22 protein-coding genes are annotated in these 24,382 nt (G+C 75.0%); 10 read left to right on the top strand and 12 right to left on the bottom strand.

What is annotated here, in order from left to right; genetic code table 11:
• Nucleotides 1-148: 148 nt before the first annotated feature.
• Nucleotides 149-1,201, top strand: a complete 1,053-nt coding sequence (locus TK50_RS19945; RefSeq protein WP_043965848.1) for a ThiF family adenylyltransferase — start codon at nucleotides 149-151, stop codon at nucleotides 1,199-1,201.
• Between the two features lie 223 nt (nucleotides 1,202-1,424).
• Nucleotides 1,425-2,756, top strand: a complete 1,332-nt coding sequence (locus TK50_RS19940; protein ID WP_043965846.1) for an ABC1 kinase family protein — start codon at nucleotides 1,425-1,427, stop codon at nucleotides 2,754-2,756.
• Nucleotides 2,757-3,136: 380 nt separating this feature from the next.
• Here the strand turns inward: TK50_RS19940 and TK50_RS19930 are convergent, their stop codons facing one another.
• The 3 genes from TK50_RS19930 to TK50_RS19920 form a co-directional block, all read right to left on the bottom strand.
• The gene (locus TK50_RS19930) at nucleotides 3,137-3,502 is read right to left on the bottom strand and encodes a WhiB family transcriptional regulator (protein WP_043965842.1); all 366 of its coding nucleotides are present in this window, start codon (nucleotides 3,500-3,502) and stop codon (nucleotides 3,137-3,139) included.
• A 131-nt stretch (nucleotides 3,503-3,633) separates the two neighbouring features.
• Nucleotides 3,634-3,888: a hypothetical protein gene (locus TK50_RS19925; protein WP_043965840.1), complete on the bottom strand. Its 255-nt coding sequence runs from the start codon at nucleotides 3,886-3,888 to the stop codon at nucleotides 3,634-3,636.
• A 126-nt stretch (nucleotides 3,889-4,014) separates the two neighbouring features.
• The gene (locus tag TK50_RS19920; RefSeq protein ID WP_043965838.1) at nucleotides 4,015-6,177 is read right to left on the bottom strand and encodes an ATP-dependent DNA helicase UvrD2; all 2,163 of its coding nucleotides are present in this window, start codon (nucleotides 6,175-6,177) and stop codon (nucleotides 4,015-4,017) included.
• Between the two features lie 87 nt (nucleotides 6,178-6,264).
• On the opposite strand from TK50_RS19920, the gene TK50_RS19915 reads away from it, so the two are divergent.
• Nucleotides 6,265-6,507, top strand: a complete 243-nt coding sequence (locus tag TK50_RS19915) for a mycoredoxin (protein WP_043965836.1) — start codon at nucleotides 6,265-6,267, stop codon at nucleotides 6,505-6,507.
• A gap of 61 nt (nucleotides 6,508-6,568) precedes the next feature.
• Here TK50_RS19915 and TK50_RS19910 read toward each other — a convergent pair whose 3' ends face one another.
• Nucleotides 6,569-7,837, bottom strand: a complete 1,269-nt coding sequence (locus tag TK50_RS19910) for an MFS transporter (protein ID WP_043965834.1) — start codon at nucleotides 7,835-7,837, stop codon at nucleotides 6,569-6,571.
• Between the two features lie 168 nt (nucleotides 7,838-8,005).
• Between TK50_RS19910 and TK50_RS19905 the strand changes: the two genes are divergently transcribed.
• The 3 genes from TK50_RS19905 to TK50_RS19895 all read left to right on the top strand — a co-directional run bounded on the left by TK50_RS19905 (nucleotide 8,006) and on the right by TK50_RS19895 (nucleotide 9,755).
• The gene (locus TK50_RS19905; RefSeq protein ID WP_043965832.1) at nucleotides 8,006-8,983 is read left to right on the top strand and encodes a helix-turn-helix domain-containing protein; all 978 of its coding nucleotides are present in this window, start codon (nucleotides 8,006-8,008) and stop codon (nucleotides 8,981-8,983) included.
• 65 nt (nucleotides 8,984-9,048) lie between these two features.
• Complete coding sequence (locus TK50_RS19900) at nucleotides 9,049-9,288, top strand: DUF397 domain-containing protein (protein WP_043965830.1); 240 nt, start codon at nucleotides 9,049-9,051, stop codon at nucleotides 9,286-9,288.
• Nucleotides 9,289-9,509: 221 nt separating this feature from the next.
• Nucleotides 9,510-9,755, top strand: coding sequence for a hypothetical protein (locus TK50_RS19895; RefSeq protein WP_043965829.1), 246 nt, complete (start codon nucleotides 9,510-9,512; stop codon nucleotides 9,753-9,755).
• 434 nt (nucleotides 9,756-10,189) lie between these two features.
• On the opposite strand, the gene nudC is transcribed toward TK50_RS19895, so the two are convergent.
• From nudC to TK50_RS19875, 4 genes are read right to left on the bottom strand one after another with little or no spacing between them, the layout of a single operon-like run.
• Nucleotides 10,190-11,167 (bottom strand): NAD(+) diphosphatase, encoded by a 978-nt coding sequence (nudC, locus tag TK50_RS19890; protein WP_043965828.1) that lies wholly within the window; start codon nucleotides 11,165-11,167, stop codon nucleotides 10,190-10,192.
• The gene (locus TK50_RS19885) at nucleotides 11,164-12,504 is read right to left on the bottom strand and encodes a M16 family metallopeptidase (RefSeq protein ID WP_043965826.1); all 1,341 of its coding nucleotides are present in this window, start codon (nucleotides 12,502-12,504) and stop codon (nucleotides 11,164-11,166) included. The genes nudC and TK50_RS19885 overlap by 4 nt, the downstream gene beginning before the upstream one ends.
• Nucleotides 12,501-13,811 (bottom strand): M16 family metallopeptidase, encoded by a 1,311-nt coding sequence (locus TK50_RS19880; RefSeq protein ID WP_063838609.1) that lies wholly within the window; start codon nucleotides 13,809-13,811, stop codon nucleotides 12,501-12,503. The genes TK50_RS19885 and TK50_RS19880 overlap by 4 nt, the downstream gene beginning before the upstream one ends.
• A 22-nt stretch (nucleotides 13,812-13,833) precedes the next feature.
• A complete protein-coding gene (locus TK50_RS19875; protein WP_043965824.1) occupies nucleotides 13,834-14,913 on the bottom strand; it encodes an LLM class flavin-dependent oxidoreductase in 1,080 nt (359 codons plus the stop codon).
• A gap of 143 nt (nucleotides 14,914-15,056) precedes the next feature.
• Between TK50_RS19875 and TK50_RS19870 the strand changes: the two genes are divergently transcribed.
• From TK50_RS19870 to TK50_RS19855, 4 genes are read left to right on the top strand one after another with little or no spacing between them, the layout of a single operon-like run.
• Complete coding sequence (locus TK50_RS19870) at nucleotides 15,057-16,121, top strand: ABC transporter substrate-binding protein (protein WP_043965823.1); 1,065 nt, start codon at nucleotides 15,057-15,059, stop codon at nucleotides 16,119-16,121.
• Entirely contained in the window at nucleotides 16,118-16,897 is a 780-nt protein-coding gene (locus tag TK50_RS19865; protein WP_043965821.1) for an ABC transporter ATP-binding protein, read from the top strand. The genes TK50_RS19870 and TK50_RS19865 overlap by 4 nt, the downstream gene beginning before the upstream one ends.
• Nucleotides 16,887-17,768 carry an ABC transporter permease gene (locus TK50_RS19860; RefSeq protein WP_043965819.1) on the top strand — a complete coding sequence of 294 codons (882 nt, stop codon included), beginning with the start codon at nucleotides 16,887-16,889 and terminating at the stop codon, nucleotides 17,766-17,768. Before TK50_RS19865 ends, TK50_RS19860 begins: the two co-directional genes overlap by 11 nt.
• Before the next feature lies 1 nt (nucleotide 17,769).
• Nucleotides 17,770-18,279, top strand: coding sequence for an RrF2 family transcriptional regulator (locus TK50_RS19855; protein ID WP_043965818.1), 510 nt, complete (start codon nucleotides 17,770-17,772; stop codon nucleotides 18,277-18,279).
• A 107-nt stretch (nucleotides 18,280-18,386) separates the two neighbouring features.
• Here TK50_RS19855 and TK50_RS19850 read toward each other — a convergent pair whose 3' ends face one another.
• The 4 genes from TK50_RS19850 to TK50_RS19835 all read right to left on the bottom strand — a co-directional run bounded on the left by TK50_RS19850 (nucleotide 18,387) and on the right by TK50_RS19835 (nucleotide 24,350).
• Entirely contained in the window at nucleotides 18,387-18,608 is a 222-nt protein-coding gene (locus tag TK50_RS19850; RefSeq protein ID WP_043965817.1) for a hypothetical protein, read from the bottom strand.
• Nucleotides 18,609-18,830: 222 nt separating this feature from the next.
• Entirely contained in the window at nucleotides 18,831-20,243 is a 1,413-nt protein-coding gene (locus TK50_RS19845) for a DEAD/DEAH box helicase (protein WP_043965815.1), read from the bottom strand.
• A 197-nt stretch (nucleotides 20,244-20,440) separates the two neighbouring features.
• Entirely contained in the window at nucleotides 20,441-20,644 is a 204-nt protein-coding gene (locus tag TK50_RS19840; protein WP_043965813.1) for a cold-shock protein, read from the bottom strand.
• 229 nt (nucleotides 20,645-20,873) lie between these two features.
• Complete coding sequence (locus TK50_RS19835) at nucleotides 20,874-24,350, bottom strand: ATP-dependent helicase (protein WP_043965811.1); 3,477 nt, start codon at nucleotides 24,348-24,350, stop codon at nucleotides 20,874-20,876.
• Nucleotides 24,351-24,382: the final 32 nt, after the last annotated feature.

Here is a 24,382-nt window from a genome sequence, read left to right as displayed (position 1 = left end):
CCCGGCGCGCGCCCGTGTCGGTCACCCGACACAGCTACCGGCCGGTTGTGGATAACCCGCCGTTCGCTGTGGATAACCCTGCGTAGGCGGGTGCGCACCTGTGGACAACGATCGACGGAAAGCAGGGACTCGGTCACGATTCGTCGTCATGGACCGCGAACCGCTGCCCCGCCCCACCCTGCTGCCCGGCCTGACCCGCCTCTGGCGGGACCGGCACACCCTCCAGCTCGGGCTGGAGCCGGGCCGGGCCGTCCTCGTCGAGGTGGCCAACCCCCGCGCCGTCCGGGTGCTCGACCTGCTCGACGGCACCCGCAGCGAGCGCCTCGTCCTCGCCCACGCCGCCGGGGCCGACGTGCCACGGGACGAGGCGCGCGGGCTCGTCGACGCGCTGTGCGCCGCCGGGCTGGTCGTACCCGCGCACACGTTGCTGCCCCGCGACCTCGCGGGCCCGGCGCGGCGGCGGCTCAGCGCGGAGGCCGGGGCGCTGGCGTTCGCCGCGCCCGCGCTGCCCGGCACACCGGCCCAGGTGCTGCGGCGGCGCCGCGCCGCGCGGGTGCTGGTCACCGGCGCCGGACGGCTCGGCGCACCGGTCGCCGTCGCGCTCGCCCAGGCCGGGGTCGGGCACGTACGCCCGGACCTTGCCGGGCCGGTGTGCCCGGCCGACCTGGTGGGCACGGGTCTCGCCGCCGCCGACCTGGGCCGGCCGCTCGCCGCCGCCGTACGCGACGCGGTGGACCGGGTCGCCCCCGGAACCGCCACCCGCCCGCTGCGCGGCGGTCGACCCGATCTCGTGCTCCAGCTCGGCGTCGACCGGCCGGCGGCCCTCGTCGCGGCCGGTTTCGCCCAGCGTCGTCAGCCGCACCTGCTGCTCGGCCTCCGCGAGGGGGTGCCCACGGTCGGGCCGCTGGTCCGTCCGCCGATCGGGCCCTGCCTGCGCTGCGTCGACCTGCACCGGACGGATCGGGACCCGGGCTGGCCGACGCTCGCCGCCCAGCTCGCCACCGACGCCCCGGACCAGGCCTGCGGCGCGGCGACCCTGCTCGCCGCAGCCGGGTACGCCGCCGCCGAGGCGCTGGCCCACCTCGACGGCGGCACCCCGGAGACCCTCGGCTGCGCCGTGCAGGTCGCCGGACCGGGCCGGCTACGCCGGCGGACCTGGCCGCCCCACCCGTCCTGCCGCTGCGCCGGGCCGAGCCGCTGACTCCCGCCCCCCGTTCCGGCCGCCCCACGCACCGCCCCCACTCGACGGGCCGCCGTGCCGGGCCACCGCGCCGGGCCGAGCCGCTGACCCACCCGGCGGGCCCTGCCCGGCGGCGGCAGGGGACGACCACGATCCGGGGGCGGACCGCCACGATCCGGGGGCGGACGGCCCCGGCCCGGCAGCGGAGCAGCCGCAGGGCCGCCCAGTCGGTAACAATGGCCGGGTGACCGACATCCCGCGCCGGGCCGTGTCCCGGACCGCCAAGCTCGCCGCTCTGCCGCTCGGCTTCGCCGGCCGGACCGTCCTCGGCATGGGCAAGCGCGTCACCGGGCTGGCGTCCGACGTGATCTCCGCCGAGATCCAGCAACGCACCGCCGAGCAGCTGTTCAGCGTGCTGGGCCAGCTCAAGGGCGGGGCGATGAAGTTCGGCCAGGCGCTGTCGGTCTTCGAGGCGGCCCTGCCCGAGGAGATCGCCGCCCCCTACCGGCAGGCCCTCACCAAGCTCCAGGAGGCCGCCCCGCCGCTGCCCGCGGCCACCGTGCACCGGGTGCTCGCCGAGCAGCTCGGCCCGGCCTGGCGGGAACGCTTCGTCTCCTTCGACGACACGCCGGCCGCCGCGGCCAGCATCGGCCAGGTGCACCGGGCCGTGTGGCGGGACCCGGACGACGGCGCGCCCCGGGACGTCGCCGTCAAGATCCAGTATCCGGGGGCCGGGGACGCGCTGCTGGCCGACCTCAAGCAGCTCTCCCGGCTGGGCGGCATGTTCCGCGCGATCCAGCCGGGTCTGGACGTCAAGCCGCTGCTGGTCGAGCTGCGGGAGCGGATCACCGAGGAACTGGACTACGAGCTGGAGGCCGAGTCCCAGCGCGCCTTCGCCGCCGCGTACGTCGGCGACGACGAGATCTTCATCCCGGCGGTGCTCACCGCCACCCCCCGGGTGCTGGTCACCGAGTGGATCGAGGGCACGCCGCTCGCCGAGATCATCCGCGAGGGCAGCGAGGAGCAGCGCGACGAGGCCGGTCGGCTCATGGCGATCCTGCACCTCTCCGCGCCGGCCCGCGCCGGGCTGCTGCACGCCGACCCGCACCCGGGGAACTTCCGGCTGCTGCCCGACGGCCGGCTCGGCGTCATCGACTTCGGCGCGGTGGCCCGCATGCCGGAGGGCACGCCCGAGCCGATCGGCCGGCTGGCCGGGCTGGCCCTGCGTGGCGAGGCGGACGCGGTGGTCGACGGGCTGCGCGAGGAGGGCTTCGTCAGCCGGACCGAGCAGATCGACGCCCAGGCCGTGCTCGACTTCATCCGGCCCATGCTGGATCCGGTGGCCGAGGAGGAGTTCCGGTTCACCCGGGCCTGGCTGCGGGCCGAGGCGACCCGGCTGGCCAGCCCGCGCTCGCCCGCGTACCAGCTCAGCCGGCAGCTGAACCTGCCGCCGTCGTACCTGCTGATCCACCGGGTGACGCTCGGCTCGATCGGGGTGCTGTGCCAGTTGGAGGCGAAGGCACCCTACCGGTCGATCCTGGAGCGCTGGCTGCCGGGCTTCGCCCCGGTCGGCTGAACCGGGGCGGTGAGGACCGCCGGCTGAGCCGGCACGACGCGCACGGCCGGGCTGAGCCGGCACGACGACGCGGGGCGGGTCGGCCGCCGGCCGACCCGCCCCGCGCGGGTGTGGTGATCGGTTAGTAGACGCCCAGGTCGCGCGCCGACTGGCTGCGGCTGCTCATCGCGACGGTACGGGCGGTTCGGGTGGTGCGGGTTGCCTCAGTGCTCGTGGTGGTGCGACCGGCCTGAGGCCGGGGCATTCGGGCCCGGGACAACGCTTCGTGGAGTAGTTGCATCTCGACGGCTCCGTGGGGCATGTGCAGCATGGGTATCGACCTTCTCTGATGTGCTCGGGCCGGTGGACACCGGCGGGGGGGGTGGTGCGGATCGGGTGTGTCAGGCAGCCAACCGGACGGCGTGACGCGACGCGGACAGCCCACTGGCCGCCAGTCGCGCCTCGGCCTCGACCTTCAGTGCGGCGTCCCGCGCGACGTCCTCCTTGCGCGGGCGGCCCCGGGGCCGCTTGCGCGGGACGACCGCGCCACGCTCGAAGATCTCGCCGCCCCAGACGCCCCAGGGCTCGGCCCGCTCGACCGCGCCGGCGAGGCACTCGACGCGCAGCGGGCAGTCCCCGCAGAGCGACTTGGCCAACTCCAGCTCGGCGGGCTGGTCGGAGAACCACAGGTCGGGGTCGAACTTCCGGCAGGGCAGGTTCGCCTCCAGCTCGACGCTCAGGTCGACGGGGGCCAACGCCAGACTCATCTCCCGGTCACCTCTCTCTCACTTCGATCTCGTGGATCGGATTTCCGACGTACTTCGGCGGGCAAAAAACTGAGGCCGCGGATCCCGGTAGCGGGTTCCGCGGCCTCGAGGTGAGCCGGTTGGTCTGGTGATCAGACCGGTCTACCTCGAGGTGGAACGCCGCGGACATCAGTGCGCTGCTTGGCGCCGTCGATGCCCATGCCCGTGAAGCCACTGGTCCCCTCGGCTTCGGTGAGCGGCGCGACGGTCAGGTTCAGCTCGGCCTGAACCCGGACCTGGTGCGCCCACGGAGCCGACGGTCGAGCGGCCGGGGCCACCCGGACAGCCGACAGCGGGACGACGGCAGCGGGCAGCGCCAGCGGACGCTCGTTGATGTAGATCTCCATTGGTGCCACCTCCCTGACGTTTCCTCGATGCCGACTGGGTCTCCACCCCCGTGAGCAGCCGGAATGGCGCTGCTCGCGAGGTGTGTCCTGAGGCTATTCCTCGCCCCGGGGCGAGGGCAAACGAATTTACGGGTCGATTTCCAAAGTTTTCTCTGGGCAGACTTCGTCGACCGCCGCGCCGGCCACGAGGGCCAGCACCGGCTCGCCGTACAGGCCGATCTTGCGGGGGCCGATGCCGGCGATCGCGATCAACTCCTCGGCCCGGCCGGGCCGCCGCTCCGCCAGCGCGGTGATGGTGGCGTCGGTGAAGACCACGTACGCGGGGACCTTCTGCGCGGCGGCCACCCGGGCCCGCCAGTCGCGCAGCCGCTCGTACAGCTCCTCGTCGATGTCGGAGGGGCAGGTGGGGCAGCGGCCGAGCTTGCGGTCGGGGCCGGCGAGCAGCGTCGCGCCGCAGATCCGGCAGGAGACCACCTGGTTACGGCGACGCTCGGCCCGCCGGGGCGCCGCCGCGCCGGCCCGCTCCGTTCCACCGCCGGAGCGGTCGAGCTGGGGCAGGAACCGCGACGGCCGCCGGGCCCGACCGCCCGGCGAGCGGGCCACCGCGTACGACAGCCAGAGCCACTGCCTGGCGCGGGTGATGCCGACGTAGAGCAGCCGGCGCTCCTCCTCGACCTGCTCGGCGGTGCGCGCGTACGTGGTGGGCAGGGTGCCCTCGGAGAGCCCGACCAGGAAGACGGCGTCCCACTCCAGGCCCTTCGCGGAGTGCAGGGACGCCAGGGTCACCCCCTCGACGGTCGGCACGTGCTGCGCGGCGGCGCGACGGGCCAGCTCGTCGTTGAAGTCGGCCAGCGTCACGAGGCGCTGCACGGCGGCGGCCTCCCCGATCGGCAGCACGGGTGGGGTGGCCGCGTGCTCCTCGGCGAGCTGCACCAGGGCCGCGAGCGCCTCCCAGCGTTCCCGGGCCGCGCCGCCGGCCGGTGCGGCGTCGGGGGTCCAGCCGACCGCCGCGAGCCCCTCCACCACGGCGTCGCGCAGCGGGGTCTCGCCGGGGATCGAGCGGGTGGCGGCCCGCAGCGCCACCATCGCCTGGCGCACCTCGGCCCGCTCGAAGAACCGCTCGGCCCCCTGCACCACGTACGGCACCTCGGCCTCGGTGAGCGCCTTCTCGTACGCCTCGGACTGGGCGTTGGTGCGGAACAGCACGGCGATCTCCCGGGCCGGGGTGCCGGCGTCGACCAGGGCCTTGCAGCGGGTCGCCACGGCGGCGGCCTCGGCCGGCTCGTCGGTGAAGATCCGCAGCTCCGGCTCGGGGCCCGGCGGGCGCTGCCCGACCAGCTCCAGCCGCAGCCGCGCCTCGGTGCCCCGGGCCTGGGAGATCACCGCGTTGGCCAGGCCGACCACCTGCGGGGTGGAGCGGTAGTCGCGGACCAGCCGGACCACGGTCGCCCCGCGGTGGCGGCGGGGGAAGTCGACCAGGTACGCCGAGGTGGCCCCGGTGAACGAGTAGATGGTCTGGCTGGCGTCGCCGACCACGGTCACGTCGTCCCGGCCGCCGAGCCACGCCTCCAGCAGCCGCTGCTGCAACGGGTTGACGTCCTGGTACTCGTCGACCACGAAGTGCCGGTACTGCCCCCGGACCTGCTCGGCGACGTCCGGGTGCTCCTCGATGCCCCAGACCGCGGCGCGCAGCATGTCCTCGAAGTCGATCACGCCGTTGGCCCGCTTGAGCTTCTCGTACGCGACGAAGACCTCGGCCACCTTCGCCGGCTCGTGCGGGGTGTCGCGCAGCGCCTTGGCGGCGGCGACCACGTATTCCCCCGGCTCCACGAGGGACGACTTGGCCCACTCGATCTCGCCGGCCAGGTCCCGGGCGGCGGCCCGGTCGGCGCGCAGGCCCACCCGGGCGGCGGCGAGCGTGACGATCCGCGCCTTGCTGTCCAGCAGCTCCGGCATCGCCCGCCCGGCGAGCAGGCGGGGCGCGAAGTAGCGCACCTGCCGCAGCGCGGCGGCGTGGAACGTGCGCGCCTGCACCCCGCCGACCCCGAGCGCGGTGAGCCGGGCCCGCAGCTCGGCGGCGGCGCGGGCGGTGAAGGTCACCGCGAGCACGTGCCGGCCGGAGACCTCGCCGGTCAGGGCGCGGTGGGCGATGCGGGAGGTGACCGCCCGGGTCTTGCCGGTGCCGGCGCCGGCCAGGACGCAGACCGGGCCGGCCGGGGCGGTCACCGCGGCGCGCTGCTCCGGGTCCAGCCCGGCGAGCACCCGTTCCGAGCCTGAGTGAACCCCCACAGCGAGGAATCATCTCAGCTGTCCCGGATGTTGCAGCGGTTAGCCTGGCCTGACCGGACGGGCGAACGGACCTTGGAGGACGCGATCATGTTGACGATGTACTCGACCCCGTGGTGCGGCTACTGCCACCGGCTCAAGTCGCAGCTCGACCGGGAGGGCATCGCCTACCAGGTGGTCGACATCGAGCAGGACCCGAAGGCGGCCGAGTTCGTGATGAGCGTCAACGGCGGCAACCAGACCGTCCCGACGCTGCGCTTCGCCGACGGCAGCGCGCTCACCAACCCGTCGATCACCCAGGTCAAGCAGCACCTCGCCGGTCTGCCGGGCTGAGGCGGACCCCGCGCCGCCCGAAGGTGGCCGCCCCGAGCTGCGGGGCGGCCGCCTTCGCGCGTCAGCGGGTGGGGTGCGCCACCTGCGGCTCGGGCTCGGCCCCGGCTGCGGCGGGCCGGCGTTGCAGCGGGATCCGGGGCACGCTGGGCGCGGGCGCGGAGAGCCGGCGGCCCCGCCAGAGGAAGATGCCGGCTGCGGTGGTGACCACGCCGACGAGCACGAACAGCACCCGGTAGTCGAGCACGCCGACGAGCAGCGCGCCGGCCCCGATGGAGATCGCCTGAGGCCCGCTGACCAGCGCCTCCGCCGCCGAGACCACCCGGCCGAGCAGGCCCGGCGGGGTGCGGCGCTGGATGAGCGTGTTGAGGCCCACCGTGATCAGCGGGAGCGAGAGCCCGGCCAGCAGCAGCGCCGCGAACCCCAGCCAGATGCTCGGGTAGGCGAGGGCGACGGCGGCGGGGCCGAACAGGGTCACCCCGGTGGCCAGCGCGCCGACCTCGCCGGCGCGGCGCACCAGGGCGGCGGAGAAGAGGCCGCCGACCAGTCCGCCGATGCCCTGCACGGTGACCAGCACGCCGACGAACGCGGCGTCGCGGCGCAGGCCCTGGTCGACGTACGCGAAGATCAGTGACTCGGTGAAGCCCATCACCAGGGAGCCGAGGCCGTAGCCGAGCAGGGCGCGGCGCAGCGCCGGCTCGCCGGCCAGGTGGCGAAGCCCGGCGCCCAGCTCGGCCGTCCAGCGCGACCCGCCGTCGGCGGGCGTGGCCTCGGGCGCGCGCAGCAGGGCGACCACGGCGGCGGCCGTGACGAACCCGGTCATCGCCAGCCCGGTCAGCAGCCAGCCGCCGACGGCGGCGTAGAGCGCGGCCCCGGCGAGCGGGCCGACCAGCCGCAGCCCCTGCCGCACGGTCTGCAGGACGCCGTTGGCGTCGGCGAGCAGCTCGACCGGCACGAGTTGCCGGATCAGCCCGGCCAGCGCCGCGCTCAGCGTCAGGTACGACAGCCCGTAGAGACCCGCGACCACGTAGATGATCCAGACGTCGCCGGCCCGGGAGACCGTGAACAGCGGGGTGAGCAGGGCGGCGGTGGCGAGGTTCGCGGCGACGAAGAAGGGCCGCCGGGGGTACCGGTCGACGGCCCAGCCGACCAGCGGCGCGAGCACCATCGGCGCGATGATCGCGAAGATGGTCGCGCCGGCCAGCCCGTCGGAGCCGGTCAGGTCCTTGACCCAGATCGCCAGGGCGAGCAGCAGGATCGACTCGGCGGCCATGCTGGCCAGGAGTGCGCCGAACAGCAGGCGGAAGTCGGGGCGACCCAGGACGGTGCGCATCGGGTTCCTCTTCTCGGGGCGGGGAGGGGTTTCTGTTCTCGGGTTTCTGGAAGACACGCGCCTGTCGGAGGCTCCCGACGCCGGCCGCGCCGTCCATACTGACCGTGGGGGGCGAATTTCATACAGTTACCGTCGCGTCCCGCGGCGGTCGACGGAGATGAGGACACCGTGCCTCCTACCGGACCGAGCCCAGTGCTGCGCCGCCGCAGGTTGGGCCTTGAGCTGCGTAAGCTGCGCGAAGCCGCCGGCCTGACGGGCGACCAGGTCATCGCGCGGGTCGGCTGGGCATCCGCGTCGAAACTGTCCCGGCTGGAGAACGGCCGCAGCCGCCCCGACCCCGCCGACGTCGCCGCGCTGCTCGACCTCTTCGGCGTGACCGAGGCGCAGCGCGACGAGTTGCTCGGCATCACCGGCGAGGCCGGGGACATGCGGGGCTGGCTGCGCAAGTATTCGGTGATGACCCCGCAGCAGCGGAGCTTCGCCGAGCTGGAGGCGGGCTGCGCGGAGATCCTGGAGTACAACCCGGTCCTGGTTCCGGGGCTGTTGCAAACCATCGGGTACGCCCGGCTGCGGATCGTCTCCGCCCGCCGGGTCGAGTCCCGGGCCGGCGAGTCGGAGCACGGCGGGACGCCGGAGGACGAGGTGGCCGCCCGGGTGGCCCGCCAGTCGCTGCTGAGCCACCCCGACGCGCCGCGCTACACGGCGGTGCTGGAGGAGGCGGCGCTGGGCCGGCGGGCCGGTCCGCCGGAGGTGCTGCGGGAGCAGCTCGCCCAGCTGTGTGATCTGGCCATGCTGCCGCACGTCACCCTGCACGTGCTGTTGCGGGACACCCCGATCGGCAACTGGTACCTCCCGCCGACCGCGTTCTCGATCTACCGGTTCGCCGACCCGCTCGACCCGGAGACGTTGGCGATAGAAGGTGGCTTCACCAACGCCATGTCGACCGAGGCAAACACCCTAAATGCCTATAAAGTGGCTTTCGAGTGGTTGCGCTCGGCGGCGCTCTCCGCGACGGACACCACCTCCTGGCTCTTCGAGGCGGCGGGGCGGCTGGCCGAGGCGGCAGGCCCGTCCACGGCGGCCCACGGGTCGGCAACGGCGCCGGCCCAACGTCGCCGGCACTCCGACCGCCTGACGGATCGGTGAGGACCGGCTCGCCCGGGCGCGCGAAGCCACTCGTTCCATCGGTACAGTCCAATCAGGAGCAGACCATGAACGAGATCCCCGACATGTCCTCCGTTCTCGCCCGGCGGCTGGCCGACGCGCCCTGGCGGACCAGCACCCGCAGCCAGACCTCCAACTGCGTCGAGGTGGCCCCGTTGCCCGGCGGCCCGGCGGCCGTGGCGCTGCGGGACAGCAAGGACCGCGGCGGGCCGGTGCTGCTCTTCGACCGCGCCGGCTGGGCGGGCTTCATCGCCGGCACGAAGAACGGGCAGTTCGACCTGAGCTGATCGTCCCGGCCCGATGGGGGCCGCCGGCCTTGTGCCGGCGGCCCCCATCTGCCGTTCAGGCCCGCGACCACGCGCTGCGCGGCGTCATCCGATCGAGGGATACGACGCTCCGACCGTCTCGTTCCATTTGCTGGGACGCGGGCCGGGCGTACCATGTGTCGACAGAGTGACGTGGAACTTCCACCGAGTGCCGTCCGTCACCGTCGCATCCGGAGACCATCATGCGGTTCCTGATCGTTCGCACCGACATCCGCGCCGCCGCCGACGTCGACATCGCGGTCGCCTGGGCCGGCGGTGGCCGGGTGCGCGACGAGATCGTCTCCCCCGAACCGCGCCGCCAGGTGGTGCACGCCGAGGACCGGGAGGCCGCCCTGCTGCTGGCCCGGGCCCTGTCCACGGTGGGCGCGGTCCGCCGCGGCAGGCAGCGCGTCAAGGTGCTACCGCTCGACGACGCCCCTCCCCGCTGAGCCCGGCCCCGCCAAACCCGGCCCGCTGCTGGACCTGATCCCTGCTGGACCCGGCCCCTACGCCGCTCACTCTCCGCACTGACGGCCGAGGCGCTCCCAGACTTTGGCCGATCTCACCCTCCGTCATGCCTATCGACCCCCGCCACACATCCCGCGCTCCCTTTGCTCTGCACCCATCCACGCAGCACCGTGGTGAGCAGCGGCTTTGCAAGGGGGCGGCCGGCGGCGACCAGATGGTTCCACTACTTCCGGCAACCGTTGCGGATCCGGGTGCAGAGCAAAGGGGGCGGAGCGCAGGGTTGCCGCCGGGGCCGCCCGGGCGGATTCTGCGAACTCAGCGTGACGGCGAGCCGCCCCTGCGGGCCGAGCGTCGGGCGCCCGCCGCGGCCGCAGCCGTCGCCGCCAGGTCGCCGCGAGCAGGAGCCGAGCCGGTGTCAGCAGTGGCCGTCGAGCCAGCGGTGGATCAGGAAGAGCGCGATCGACGAGGGCGGGGGCAGGAGCAGGTGCTCGCCGTCGTCGACGGCCACCGGCCGCCCGGCCAGCGCCGCGCCGATCTCCCGGCGGCTGAACCAGCGGGCGTACGCGATCTCCGTCGGGTCCACGCGCACCGGCTGCGCCGGGTCGGCCAGGGCGACGAAGCCGAGCATCAGCGAGCCGGGGAACGGCCAGGACTGGCTGCCCGCGTACGTGATGTTCCCGACCGCGACGCCAACCTCCTCGTGGACCTCGCGCACGACGGCGTCCTCGGCCGACTCGCCGGGCTCCACGTAGCCGGCGAAGCAGGAGAAGCGGCGGTGGCCCCCGGTGCGCGGCCAGGCCGCGTTGCTGCCGAGCAGGCAGGTGCCCTCGGGCCCGGCCACCCCGTCGTGCACCAGCGCGATCATCGCCGGGTCGGTGCGCGGCCAGACCCGGTCGCCGGTCTCGTCGATGCGGGACCAGCCGGCCTCATCGACGCGGGTCGGCTGGCCGGTGACCGAGGAGTAGCCGTGCCGGGCATGCCAGTTGGTCAGCGCCAGCGCGGCGGTGAAGATGCCGGCGTCGCGGTCCAACAGCAGGTGCCCGACCTCCCGCAGGCCCACCGCCCGGGTGCCCGGCAGCTCCGGCAGCGGCGAGTCCACCGCGAACACGGGCGCGCCGTCGGGCTCGACGCCGAGGAACATCGGCACGGAGCGGGGCACCTCGGGCAGCTCGCCCGAGCCGAGCAGCACCAGCTCCGGCGGGGACGCGTCGGCGCGGACCAGGGCCCGGCCGTCGGCGGCGGAGTCGAGCACCAGGACCCGGGCCCGCTCCCACGCCTCGGCCAGCCACTGCGGGTCGGTGCGCCGGTGCGCGGCCCGGTCCAGGGTGGACCGGGCCAGCGGCGGGGCGGTCTCCCCGCCCCCGCCCCGGACCGGCCCGCCCCCGGCGGTCACGGCCGGACCGGCTCGGTGCGGACGAGGGCGAGGGCCGACAGCGCGGGGGCGACCCGCTCGGCGTCGCCGAGCACCACGGTGACCGCCCGGGCCGGGGCCAGGTAGCGCTGGGCCACCTCGGCCACGTCGTCGACCGTGGCCTTCGCCAGCCGGGCGGCGTGCTCGGCGAGGAACTCCAGGCGCAGCCCGCTGCCCGCGTACGCGCTGGTCAGCGACGCCAGCCCGGCCTGGGTGGACATGCCGAGCTGGAGGGTGCCGAGGGCATACTGGCGGGCCTGCTCCAGCTCGTCCGGCTTCGGCGGGAGCGTGGCGAGGCGGCCCAGCTCGTACGTCGTCTCCAGCAGCGCCGGCCCGGTCACCTCGGTGGCCACCTCGGCACCGGCGACCAGCACCGACCCGGCCACCGAGTGCTCGACCAGCGAGTGCGGCCCGTACGTGTAGCCCTTGTCCTCCCGGATGTTCTCCACCCAGCGGGAGGAGAAGTAGCCGCCGAAGAGCAGGTTGGCCAGTTGCAGCGCGGCGTGGTCGGGGTGGGTGCGGGGCACCGCCGGCAGGGCGATCCGCAGCGACGACTGCACCGAGCCGGGCCGGTCGACCAGCAGCAGCGGGCCCGGCTCCAGCGGCGGGGCGGGCGGCAGCTCGGCGGTGTGGCCAGCGCCGTTCCAGGCGGCGAGGGCCTTCTCGGCGGCGTCCAGGGCCCGCTCGGGCTGCACGTCGCCGACCAGCACCAGCACCGCGTCGGCCGGGTGCACCCGCTCGGCGTGCAGCCGGCGCAGCGCCGCCGGCCGGACCGCGCGCACCTGCTCCGGCTCGGGGGTCTGCACCGCGTACGGGTGCGTGCCGTAGACCCGGCGCAGCAGGGCGGTGCGGGCGAGGTGGGCCGGCTGGCTCTGCGCCACCTGGATGCGGTCGACCAGCCGGTCCCGCTCGGTGCCGACCTCCTGACCCGGGTACGTCGCGCCGGTCAGCACGTCGGCCAGGATCTCCAGCATCCGGTCCAGCCCGGTGACCAGGCCCGCGCCGGAGAGCATCAGCCGGTCCGGGTCGATGCCGGCCGACAGCCCGCCCCCGACCGCCTGCAGCTCGGCGGCGATCTGCACGCTGGTCATCGACTGCGTGCCGGAGAGCATGGTCTGCGCGAGCATCGCCCCCCGGGCCAGGTGGGTCCGGCCCGTCGGCATCCACAGCCGCAGCTCGACCAGGGGGACGGCCGGGCGGCGTACCGCGATGACGGTCAGCCCGTTGCCGAGCCTCCGCTCGGCCTGCTTGGGCAGCTTGAGCCTGCGGTTCGGGCCGAGCGGCGGCAACGCCCGCGGCGACACGTCTGCCACACTCATCGGGCACCCCCAGGAACAACCTCGATGGACGCGCGGCGCTCCGGCCGCAGGGTGGCGGCGGCGGCCCGGACCTGCTCGTCGGTGACCTCGCCGACCAGCCGGGGCAGGTCGTTGAGCAGCCCCGGCTCGCCGCGCTGCTGCTCCAGCACCGCCATCCGCAGCGCCCGGCCGAGCACCGCGTCGGTGTCGCGCAGCAGGTGGGTGGCCATCCGGGCCTGGGTGCGGGCCAACTCGCCGTCGGTGGGGCCGTCGGTGGCCAGCCGGTCGAGCTCCTCGTCGACGGTGCGCAGCACCTTGTCGACGTCCCCACCGGGCGGCAGGTGCGCCTGGAGCAGCAGGGCGGTGGGGTCGCGCACGTCGAACGGGTCGCCCATGAAGCCCACGTACCCGCCGAGGCTGGTGACCGCGCGGTCCCGTTGGACGAGCCGCTCGACCAGCCGGGACGCGTCGCCGTCGGTGAGCACCTCGGCGAGCACCACGTAGGGCAGGTAGTCGGCGAAGTCGGTGATCGGGTCGGGCACCCGCCAGGCCGAGGCCACCGCCGGCAGCGGGGCCAGGGCGTCGGTGTACGACGAGCGTCGCTCGGCGGTCAGGTCGGGCTCGGCGAAGTCGGGGCGGTCGGGGGCGGGCCGGGCCGGCACGTCGCCGAAGTGCCGCTGCACCAGCGCGGTGGCCTCGGCCACGTCGACGTCCCCACTGATCGCGAGGACGGCGTTGCCGCTGGCGTAGTAGCGGCGGAAGAAGTCGGCCGCGTCGTCGACGGTGGCGGACTCCAGGTCGTCGAAGGAGCCGTAGCCGTCGTGCGCGTTGGGGAACGTGTCGAACATGACCGGCGGCAGGGTCAGCCAGGGGAACCCGCCGTACGGCCGGTTGAGCACGTTGACCCGGATCTCCTCCTTGACCACGTCGACCTGGTTGCGCAGGTTCTCCTCGGTCAGCCGGGGGCCGCGCATCCGGTCGGCCTCCAGGAACAGCGCCCGCTCCAGGGCGTTGCTCGGCAGCGTCTCGTAGTAGTCCGTGTAGTCGTGGTGGGTCGACCCGTTGAAGGTGCCGCCCGCGCCCTGCACGTGCCGGAAGTGGGCCAGCTTCTCCAGGTTCTCCGAGCCCTGGAACATCAGGTGCTCGAAGAGGTGGGCGAAGCCCGTGCGCCCCTCGGGCTCGGAGCGGATGCCGACGTCGTAGACGACCGCCACCCCGATCACCGGTGCGCTGCGGTCGGGGGTGAGCACCACCCGCAGGCCGTTGCCGAGGGTGAACCGCTCGACCGGGTACTTCGTCGCTGGAATTCTGGATCTCCGCGCCGCCACGGGTCGACCCTAGCGCGTCGGGTCAGCCCACGGGTGCGACGGCGGCGACCCGGGGCAGGACCTCCGCGCCGACCCGCTCGGCCTCCTCCCGGTGCGGCCAGCCGGACAGCACGAACTCGTCGACGCCGTGCGAGGCGTACTCGTCGATTCTGGCCGCGACCTCGGCGTAGCTGCCGACGAGCGCGGTGCCCGCGCCCTCGCGGACCAGGCCGATCCCGGCCCACAGGTTCGGCGCGACGGTGAGCGCGTCGGCGGACCCGCCGTGCAGGGCGGCCATCCGGGCCTGGCCGACGGAGTCCATCCGGCGGAACCGGGCCTGCGCGGCGGCGATCCGCTCGGGGCTCATCCCGGCCAGCAGCCGGTCCGCCTCGGCCCACGCCTCGCCCGCGGTCGGCCGGGCGATGACGTGCAGCCGCAGGCCGGTGCGCAGGGTGCGGCCCCGCTCGGCGGCCAGGGCCCGCACCCGGGCCACCCGGGCGGCGATCGCGGCCGGCGGCTCACCCCACATGAGGTACGCGTCGGCGTGCCGCGCCGCCACCGCCTCGGCGGCCGGGGACGCCCCGCCGAGGTAGACGGGCGGCGGCTCGGTCAGCGGGGCGGTCAGGCCGCCGCCGGCGATCCGGTAGTGCGCGCCGGTGAAGTCGAACGGGGTGCCGCGCCAGGTGCGGCGGAGCACGTCGATGAACTCGCCGGTGCGCGCGTACCGGTCGTCGTGGTCGAGGAAGTCGCCGTACGCCCGCTGTTCGGCGGGGTCGCCGCCGGTGACGACGTTGAGCGCGAGCCGCCCGCCGGAGACGGCCTGGAACGCCTCGGCCTGGGCGGCGACGAGCGTGGGCAGGGCGAACCCGGTCCGCACGGCGACGAGCATGCCGATCCGGTCGGTGTGCTGGGCGACGGCGGCGCAGACGATCCACGGGTCGGGGCAGCCGGAGCCGACCGGGGTGAGCAGCGCGGCGAAGCCGGCCGCCTCGGCGGCCCGGGCGACCTCGGCCAGGTAGCCGACGGTGGCGGCCCGCTCGTGCCGGGCCGCGCCGGCGGTGACGGTGGCGGCGCCGACCTGGTGCCCGTCGCCGGACGTGGGGAGGAACCAGTGGTAGGTCACGTCGACCAAACCTAGCAAGAAGGTAGGAAAACCGGGAATAATCCCGAGCGAGAATCCCGCGATGTGGACGGGTCTTGACGCCGCCCGAACGCTGCCCCAGTCTTCCTACCAACTAAGTAGGAATACTGCGGATTGGACAGACGATGAGACGGCTACCCCTCCGTCGGACGGTGACCCTGGCCGCCCTCGCCGTGCTGGGCGCGGCGACCCTGGGAGCCACCGCCGCCTGCGGCGAGGACGACGGCGCGGCTGCGGGCGGCTCGGGCCCGGTCACGCTCCGGCTGGGCTACTTCCCCAACATCACCCACGCCCCGGCGGTCGTCGGGGTGGAGAAGGGCATCTTCGCCGAGAAGCTCGGCGGCGACGTCAAGCTGGAGACGAAGACCTTCAACGCCGGCCCGGCCGCCATCGAGGCCATCTTCTCGGGCGCGCTCGACGCGACGTACATCGGTCCCAACCCGACGGTCAACGCGTTCTCCAAGTCCAAGGGCGAGGCGGTCCGGGTGATCTCCGGCGCGGCGTCCGGCGGCGTGGCCCTGGTGGTCAAGCCGGAGATCACCTCCGTCGAGCAGCTCAAGGGCAAGAAGATCGCCACCCCGCAGCTCGGCAACACCCAGGACGTGGCGCTGCGCTACTGGCTCAGGGAGAAGGGCCTCACCGCCACCAAGGAGGGCGGCGGCGACGTCAAGGTCGTCCCCCAGGAGAACGCCCAGACCGTGGAGACGTTCAACAGCGGGACGATCGACGGGGCGTGGGTGCCCGAGCCGTTCGTCTCCCGGCTGGTCAACGCCGGCGGCAAGGTGCTCGTCGACGAGCGCGACCTGTGGCCGGACAAGAAGTTCGTCATCACCAACCTGATCGTCTCCACCAAGTTCCTCAAGGCCCACCCCGACGTGGTGAAGAAGCTGGTCGAGGGCCAGGTGGCGGCCAACGAGTTCGTCAACACCAAGCCCGACGAGTCGCAGCAGGCCATCTCCGACCACATCGGCAAGATCACCGGCAAGCCGCTGGACGTGAAGCTCATCAAGCAGGCGTGGCCGACGCTGGAGTTCACCAACGACCCCATCGCCTCCTCGCTGAAGGCCGGTCTGGACCACGCGGTCGCCGTCGAGCTGACCCAGCCGGTCAGCCTCGACGGGCTCTACGACCTGAAGTACCTCAACGAGGTGCTGAAGACCCAGGGCAAGCCCGAGGTCACCCAACCATGACGTCGACCACGACGACGCCCCGCAGCGCGACCGGCTCGGTCGCGCTGCACGGCGTGACCAAGGTGTACGGGCAGGGCGAGCACGCCGTCCTCGCCCTGGACGGGGTCTCCCTCGACGTCGCGCCCGGCGAGTTCGTCTGCCTCGTGGGCGCCTCCGGCTGCGGCAAGAGCACCCTGCTCAACCTGGTCGCCGGCCTGGACAAGGTCAGCGGCGGGCGGATCGAGCTGGGCGACGGGGTCAACCCCGGCCTGATGTTCCAGGAGTCCGCCCTCTTCCCGTGGCTCACCGTCGAGGGCAACGTCGACGTGCCGCTCAAGCTGCGCCGGCTGCCCCGGGCACAGCGCCGGGAACGGGTCGCCGAGCTGCTGCGCACGGTGCACCTGGCCGAGTTCGGCCGCAAGCGCCCGCACCAGCTCTCCGGCGGCATGCGGCAGCGGGTCGCGCTCGCCCGCACCCTCGCCCTGGACACCCCGGTCCTGCTGATGGACGAGCCGTTCGGCGCGCTCGACGCGATGACCCGCGACATCCTGCACGACGAGCTGGAGCGGATCTGGGCCGAGCGCAAGCTCACCGTGCTCTTCGTGACGCACAACGTCCGGGAGGCGGCGCGGCTCGCCGACCGGATCATCCTGCTGTCCAGCCGGCCCGGCCGGATCATCTACTCCACCCGGGTCGACGTGCCCCGGCCCCGACGCATCGACTCCCCGGAGATCGCGTCGATCGCCGCCGACGTCACCGACCGGCTCCGTACGGAGGTGGGCCGCCATGGCCAGTGACACGATCGCCGAGGCGCGCGCCGACGCGGAGATCTCCGGGCTCGACGCGCTGGAGATCGCCGGCCGGCAGAAGACGACCACCCGGGCCGCCACCATCTGGGCGTCCACCTGGCCGAAGCTGGCCGCGCTCGCCATCGCCATCGCCGCCTGGCAGGTCGTGGTGTGGGCGGAGATCTGGCCGCCGTACTCCCTGCCCGGGCCCGGCCCGGTGTGGCAGGAGCTGGTCCGGCAGGCCAGCGGGGCGCAGCTCTGGGACGGCCTGGTCACCACCCTGCGCCGGGCCGCCCTCGGGTACGTCTTCTCCGTCGGCGTCGGCCTGCTGCTCGGCCTCGCCGTGGCCCGGTTCCGGGTGCTGCGGGCGGCCATCGGCTCGATGATCACCGCGTTGCAGACCATGCCGTCGATCGCCTGGTTCCCGCTGGCGATCCTGCTGTTCGAGCTCAGCGAGAAGGCCATCTTCTTCGTCGTGGTGCTCGGCGCGGCCCCGTCCATCGCCAACGGGGTGATCAGCGGGGTGGACTACGTGCCGCCGCTGCTGCAACGGGCCGGGCGCAACCTCGGCGCCCGGGGGCTCAACCTCTACCGGTACGTCATCGCCCCGGCCGCCCTGCCCGCCATCGTCGCCGGGCTGAAGCAGGGCTGGGCGTTCTCCTGGCGCAGCCTGATGGCCGGCGAGCTGATCGTGGTGGGCATCTCGCAGACCTCGCTCGGCGCGCAGCTGACGTACGCCCGGGAGCTGGCCGACGCGCCCTGGCTGCTCTCCACGATGATCGTCATCCTGGTCGTCGGCCTCGGGGTCGACGCCGCGTTCGGGGCCGCGGACCAGGCCATCCGCCGCCGCTGGGGCGTGCTGGACCAGGCCGGGCAGTGACATGTACGTCTCCGCGCGCAGCGACTACGCGCTCCGGGCCATGCTGGCCGTCGCCGCCACGGCCCGCGGCTCGGGCCCCGCGCCCGGCGGCGAGCTGGTCAAGGCGGCGGCCCTGGCGGAGAGTCAGGCCATCCCGCTGAGCTTCCTCCAGGGCATCCTGCTCGACCTGCGGCGGGCCGGGCTGCTGTTCAGCCACCGGGGCACCGACGGCGGCTACGCCCTGGCCCGGCCGGCGACCGAGATCAGCGTCGGGGACGTGCTCCGCGCGGTCGGCGGGTCGCTCACCTCGGTGCGCGGCCTGCCGGCCGAGGTCGCCGGCTATCACGGCGTGGCCGCCGGACTGCGCGACGTGTGGCTGGCGGTCGACGGGGCGATCGCCCTCGTGGTGGACCGGACGACCCTGGCCGACCTGCTCACCGGGGAGGGCCGGGAGCCGGCCGCCCGGGACGGGGCCGCGGCGACGGCCGGGGCCGCCGCCGCGCCCGTCGCCGACCCGGTCGGCGGGGCCTGACCGGCCGGTCCACCGGCGAGGCGGTGCCGGCTCAGCGGGCTGGGCGGCACGGGCTCGCCAGCTGGTCGCCGGCCGGCAGCAGCACCCCGGCAGTCGGAGGTGCGGGCTCAGCCGGCGGACCGGTCGGTCACCCCGATGACGGCGCCGGTGAGCTTCGCGTCCGCCCCGTCCGGGTTGTGCAGCCCCACCACCCCGGCGGGCTGTCGGGCACTGCGGGTGGGATGCCACGGCGAGAAGGCCGCCGCCGTGGCGAGCAGCAGCCCCGCCCCCGCGACCGCCAACACCACCAGCAGCTCCCGTGCCGCCCCCGACTCGACGTCGCCCGTCATGGTCTTCCTCCCCCCAGCAAGGCCGGTCCCCACCGGCCGTGTTCCCCCACGGCTAGCATCTTCCACCAGGCGCGCGGGCGACAGTCACCGATCGGACCCGCGCCTGCCTGATTCCCGACTCAGTAGCCTGATTATCGACTCAGCCAGGAACCGGGGCGCGGTCCGCGACCGGCGAGTGGGGCAGCCAGGAGCCGGGGCACGGCCCCTCCGAGCGGCGACGGGTCAGGCGGAACGGGGGCGACGCGGGCGACGCGACCGGCCCGACGCGCGGTGCCCGGTGCGTCGCCCGTCACCGCCCGCCGCGTCACGGCCGGCCGGGGTGTCCCCCTGGGCACCGGCGGAACGGGGCGTGCCGCCGGACGCGGCGGTGCCGTGGGCGGCGCGGGCGGACCGGGAGCCCCGGCCGGATGCCGCCGGGGCGGACCGCTGCGGCGGCGGGGCGACGACGGTCACCGGCACACCCGACGGCTCGCGGGCACCGGTGACCCGGGCCAGCGCCGCCTCCTCGCCCGGGCGGACCTGGGTGGCCTGCGGCCGGATGCCGGCGGTGGCCATCAGCCGGGACACCTCCCGGCGCTGCTCGGGCAGGACCAGGGTGACCACGGTCCCCGACTCGCCGGCCCGCGCCGTGCGCCCACCCCGGTGCAGGTAGTCCTTCGCCTCGGTCGGCGGGTCGACGTTGACCACCATGTCGAGGCCGTCGACGTGGATGCCCCGGGCCGCCACGTCGGTGGCGACCAGCGCGGTCACCTGACCGGTGCGGAACTGCTCCAGGATCCGGGTGCGCTGCGGCTGGGACTTGCCGCCGTGCAGGGCGGCGGCCCGCACGCCCTTGGCCAGCAACTGGCGGGCCAGCCGGTCGGCGCGGTGCTTGGTGCCCATGAACAGGATGGTGCGGCCCTCGCGGGCCGCGATCCGGGTCAGCGTGGCCGGCTTGTCCTCCGCCTCGACGTGCAGCACGTGGTGGGTCATCGCGGTGACCGTGGCCGTGCCGGGGTCGACGGAGTGCGAGACCGGGTCGGTGAGGAACCGGCGGACCAGCTTGTCCACGCCGCCGTCGAGGGTGGCGGAGAAGAGCATCCGCTGGCCGTCGCCGGCCACCTGCTCCAGCAGCTTGGTGACCTGCGGCAGGAAGCCCATGTCGGCCATCTGGTCGGCCTCGTCCAGCACCGTCACGGCCACCTGGTCGAGCCGGGCGTCACCGCGGTTGATCAGGTCGTGCAGCCGGCCGGGGGTGGCCACGACCACCTCGGCGCCGGCGCGCAGCGCGTCCGCCTGCCGCCCCAGCGACAGGCCGCCCACCACGGTGGCGACGCGCAGTCCCAACACCCGGGCGTACGGGGCGAGCGCGGTGGTCACCTGCTGGGCCAGCTCACGGGTCGGCACCAGCACCAGCGCCAGCGGACGCCCCGGGCGGGCGCGGCGGCCGGCGGTGCGGTGCAGCAGCGGCAGCCCGAAGGCGAGGGTCTTGCCCGAGCCGGTGCGGCCCCGGCCGAGAACGTCCCGGCCGGCCAGCGAATCCGGCAGCGTCGCCGCCTGGATCGGGAACGGCTCGGTGATGCCCTGCGCGGTCAGCTCGGCGAGCAGCGCGGGCGCCAGGCCGGTGGCGGAGAAAGAGGGCAGAACGGTGGTCATGGAAAAGCCTTCCTCGACGCGGCACGTGTCGAGGAAGGGCGCCGGGATGGCGCTGTCGACCGGCGGACGGGGCCGCCGGGACTCGCAAGCACGAACCGAATGGGGTCGTGGCCGGCCCGCCGCACGAGGGGCGGACCGGCCACGTCGTCACGCCCGGAGGGCGCGACGGATGTTACGGGTGGAACGGGTGCCGGAGATCAGAGCGGACGGATGTTCTCCGCCTGCGGGCCCTTCTGGCCCTGGGTGATCTCGAACTCGACCCGCTGGTTCTCGTCCAGGCTCCGGTAGCCGGAGGTCTGGATCGCCGAGAAGTGGGCGAAGACGTCGGCGCCGCCGCCGTCCGGGGTGATGAAGCCGAAGCCCTTGTCAGCGTTGAACCACTTGACGGTGCCAATTGCCATGTGTTTCGTCTCCTTGACGGAACGTCGGACCCGCACCTGTTGCGGGCCCGAAGAGGAGCGCTCCGCGCGGGATGCGCGAATCGCCTGTCGCTTCTGGTCGCCCCGCCCGGAGAACTCCGGACACAACAAAGAGCGCCTGGGGCCACAATCCGCCAGGCGCACACAGAGTCTCTGGGAACCATAACTGCAACGCAGCAAGGCTAGCACGGATCTCGTCGCCCGTCGCCTGTCACCGGGAATTTGCCGGCCGCTGGCCGCCCGCCGGGGCGTCGGCGTTCGTGGGGACGTGGTCGCGGCCGGCCTCCGGCACGCCCGCGACCAGCGCGGTGAGCCCATCGGCGTCCAGCAGGTCCGCCGGGCGGACGGTCACCCCGTCCCGCACGTAGTGGAAGGCCGCGCCGACCCGGTCGACCGGCACCCCGGCCAGCTCGGCCCAGGCCAGCCGGTAGACGGCGAGCTGCACCGCCGCCGCCTCGGCCTCCACCCCGACCGGCTGCCGCCCGGTCTTCCAGTCCACCACGTCGAACCGCCCGCCCGGCCGGGCGAACACCGCGTCCATCCGGCCCCGCACCACCACCCCGGCGATCACCGTGGCGAACGGCACCTCCACCTCCACCGGCACCCGCTGCGCCCATTCGCCGGCCAGGAAGCGCGCCTGCAACTCCGCGAGGGCCTCGTCCGGCGCGGCGTCGGCGTCGGCCGCCCCGGGCAGCTCGTCCACGTCGAGCAGCCGGTCCGCGCCGAAGCGCTGCTCCAGCCAGGTGTGGAACGCGGTGCCCCGCCGGGCGTACGGGTTCGGCGCGCTCGGCATCGGCCGGCGCAGGGCGCGGGCCAGCTCACCCGGGTCGCGGCGCAGCGCCACCAGCTGGGTGACGGAAAGCTGCCCGGGCAGGACCACCTCGACCGCCCCCGCCCCGGCGACCAGCTCGGCCCGCTCGGCGAGGAGCAGGTCGGCCTCCCGCCGCCAGCGCGCCACCTCCGGGTCCTCGGCGACGACCGGCCCCCGCTCGTCGCCGGCGCGGCCGGAGCGTCCACCCGGGACGGCGGCCTCGCCACCGAGGGCGGCCGGGCCGGCGTCCGGGTCGGCGAGGAAGCGGCGCACCAGGGCGGCGGCCTCGGCCAGCGCCGGACGACGCCCGCCCAGCGGATCGGCCGGCCACTCGGCGCGCAGCACCACCTCCGTGGTCGGGTTCACCGCGTCACCGGCCGGCTCCGGGGCCCACCGGTCCACCAGCAGCCCGTCGCCGTCGCCGGAGCACGCGTCGTGCACCTCCCGCAGGAACGCCGACGGGCCGCGCGGGCGCTTCGTCCCCTCGCCCCACCAGTAGCCGGAGCAGAGCAGCAGCCGCCGGGGGCGGGTCACCGCCACGTACGCCAGGCGGCGCTCCTCCCGCTCGTCGTGCGCCCGCCACGCGTCGGTGAAGTCGGCCAGCGCCCGCGCCACCGCGCGCTGGTCGGCGGCGTCGGCCAGGCCCAGCTCGGGCAGCCCGTCGGCGTCCCCGCGCAGCGGGAACGGCAACACCCCCAGCCCGCCCAGCCAGTGGTCGGAGTTGCGCACCGGACCCGGCCAGACGCCCCGGCTCAGCCCGGCGACCGCCACCACGTCCCACTCCAGGCCCTTCGCGGCGTGCGCGGTGAGGATCTGCACCGCGCCGTCGACCACCTCCACCTCGCCCGGAGCGAGGCCGCGCTCCTCGTCCTCGGCGGCGGCCAGGTAGGCGAGGAACCCCGACAGGGTCGCCGCCGGGGACTCACCGCTGAACCGGGCCGCCACGTCGCCGAGGGCGTCGAGGTGGCCCCGGGCCAGGCCGGCGTCGCCGGTGCCGTCCCGGCCCGCCCGCACCGCCACCTCCACGTCCAGGCCGATGGTCCGCTCCACGTCCGCGATCAGCTCCGGCAGCGTCTGGTCCAGGCGGTACCGCAGCAGGGCCAGCTCCTCGCCGTACGCGCGCAGCCGCGCATAGCCCTGGTCCGAGTACGCCTGGGCCGGCCCGAGGTCGGCCAGCGCCTCCACGAGGGTGGCCTCGTCGAGCAGGTCCACGGCGACCTCCGGCTCGTCCCCGGCGGCGAGCCGGCGACGCTGGGCGGCGATCGACCGGGCCCGCCGGTGCAGGGCCACCAGGTCGCGCGGCCCGATCCGCCAGCGCGCCCCGGTCAGCAGCCGCAGCAGCGCCGCCCCGTCGGTCGGGTCGGCGAGCACCCGCAGGGTGCACACCACGTCCCGCACCTCGGGCGTGTCCAGCAGCCCGCCCAGCCCCACCACCTCGACGGGCAGCCCCCGGGCGCGCAGCGCCGTGGCCAGCGCCGGGATCTGGCTGCGCAGCCGCACCAGCACGGCGGTGGTGGGCCGCAGCGGCACCGGGACGTGCTCGGGCAGCGCGCCCGGCATCCCGGCCGCCCCCCGCCACGCCGCGAGGACGCTGTCGGCGATCCAGTCGGCCTCGTCGGCGTACGTCGGCAGGAGCGCGCAGTGCACGGTGCCGGCGGCCAGGCCACCCGGCGTGCGGTGGCCGATCGGGTCGGCGACGCTGAGCGCGGCGCGCAGCTCCGGCACCCGGGCCCCCGCCGCCCGCAGCGGCGTGGCCAGGGCGTTCGCCACCCCCAGGATCTCCGGGCGGTTACGCCAGCTCGTGGTGAGCCCCAGCACGGCGGCGGGCGCGCCGTCGGCGCGGGCGAACTCGGCCGGGAAGCGGTCCAGGGTGCCCGCGCTTGCCCCGCGCCAGCCGTAGATGGACTGGCAGGGGTCGCCGACGGCGGTCACCGGGTGGCCGCCACCGAACAGCGCGTTGAGCAGCACCACCTGGGCGTGGCTGGTGTCCTGGTATTCGTCGAGCAGCACCACCCGGAACCGGTCCCGCTCGATCGCGCCGACCGCCGGGTGGTCGCGGGCCACCCGGGCAGCCCGGGCGAGCTGGTCGGCGAAGTCCATCGCCTCGAAGTCGTCCTTGCGCCGGCCGTACGCGCGGACCAGCGGCAGCAGCTTCAGCCGGGTCTGCTGCAGGGCGAGCGCCCTGCGCACGTCGGCGTAGACGCGGCCGGGGCGGGACTGCACGTCGGCGAAGAACCGGCCCGTCCAGGCGGCCAGGGCGTCCGGGTCGACCAGGTGCTCGTCCAGCTCGCCGGCCAGGGCCAGCACCGCGTCGGTGATCGTGCTGGGCATCCGGTCCACGCCGGTCATGTCGCCGTCGTAGTTGCGTACCAGCAGGTCCACGAGCTGCCAGCGGGACGCCTCGGTGAGCAGCCGGGTGGTCGGCTCGTACCCGGCGCGCAGCCCGTGCTCGGTGACGATCCGCCCCGCGTACGAGTGGTAGGTGGACACCGTCGGCTCGCCGGCCAGCGGGTCGTCGAGCGGGTCGCGGCCCCGCCGCCCCAGCCGGCGCACCAACTGGTCGAGCCGGGTACGCACCCGGTGCGCCAGCTCGCCGGCCGCCTTGCGGGTGAACGTCAGGCCGAGGACCTGCTCCGGCCGGACGTACGCGTTGGCCACCAGCCAGACCACCCGGGCGGCCATCGTCTCGGTCTTGCCCGAGCCGGCCCCCGCGACCACCAGCAGCGGCTCGACCGGCGCGGCGATGATCGCGGCCTGCTCCCGGGTGGGCGCGGGCAGCCGGAGCAGCTTCGCCAGCTCGACCGGCGTGTACCGGGGGCCGGAGTCGGCGGCCCGGGGCGCCGGGGTAGCGGCGCTGAACAGGGCGGGCTGGGTCACGGGACGTCCTCAGGTCGCGACTGCGCGGCTCG

Source organism: Micromonospora haikouensis (assembly GCF_000876225.1).
In the GTDB taxonomy this organism is placed as follows: Bacteria; Actinomycetota; Actinomycetes; order Mycobacteriales; family Micromonosporaceae; genus Micromonospora; species Micromonospora haikouensis.
Note: the sequence above shows the minus strand (reverse complement) of the source record. Positions and strands in the feature narration are given on the sequence as shown.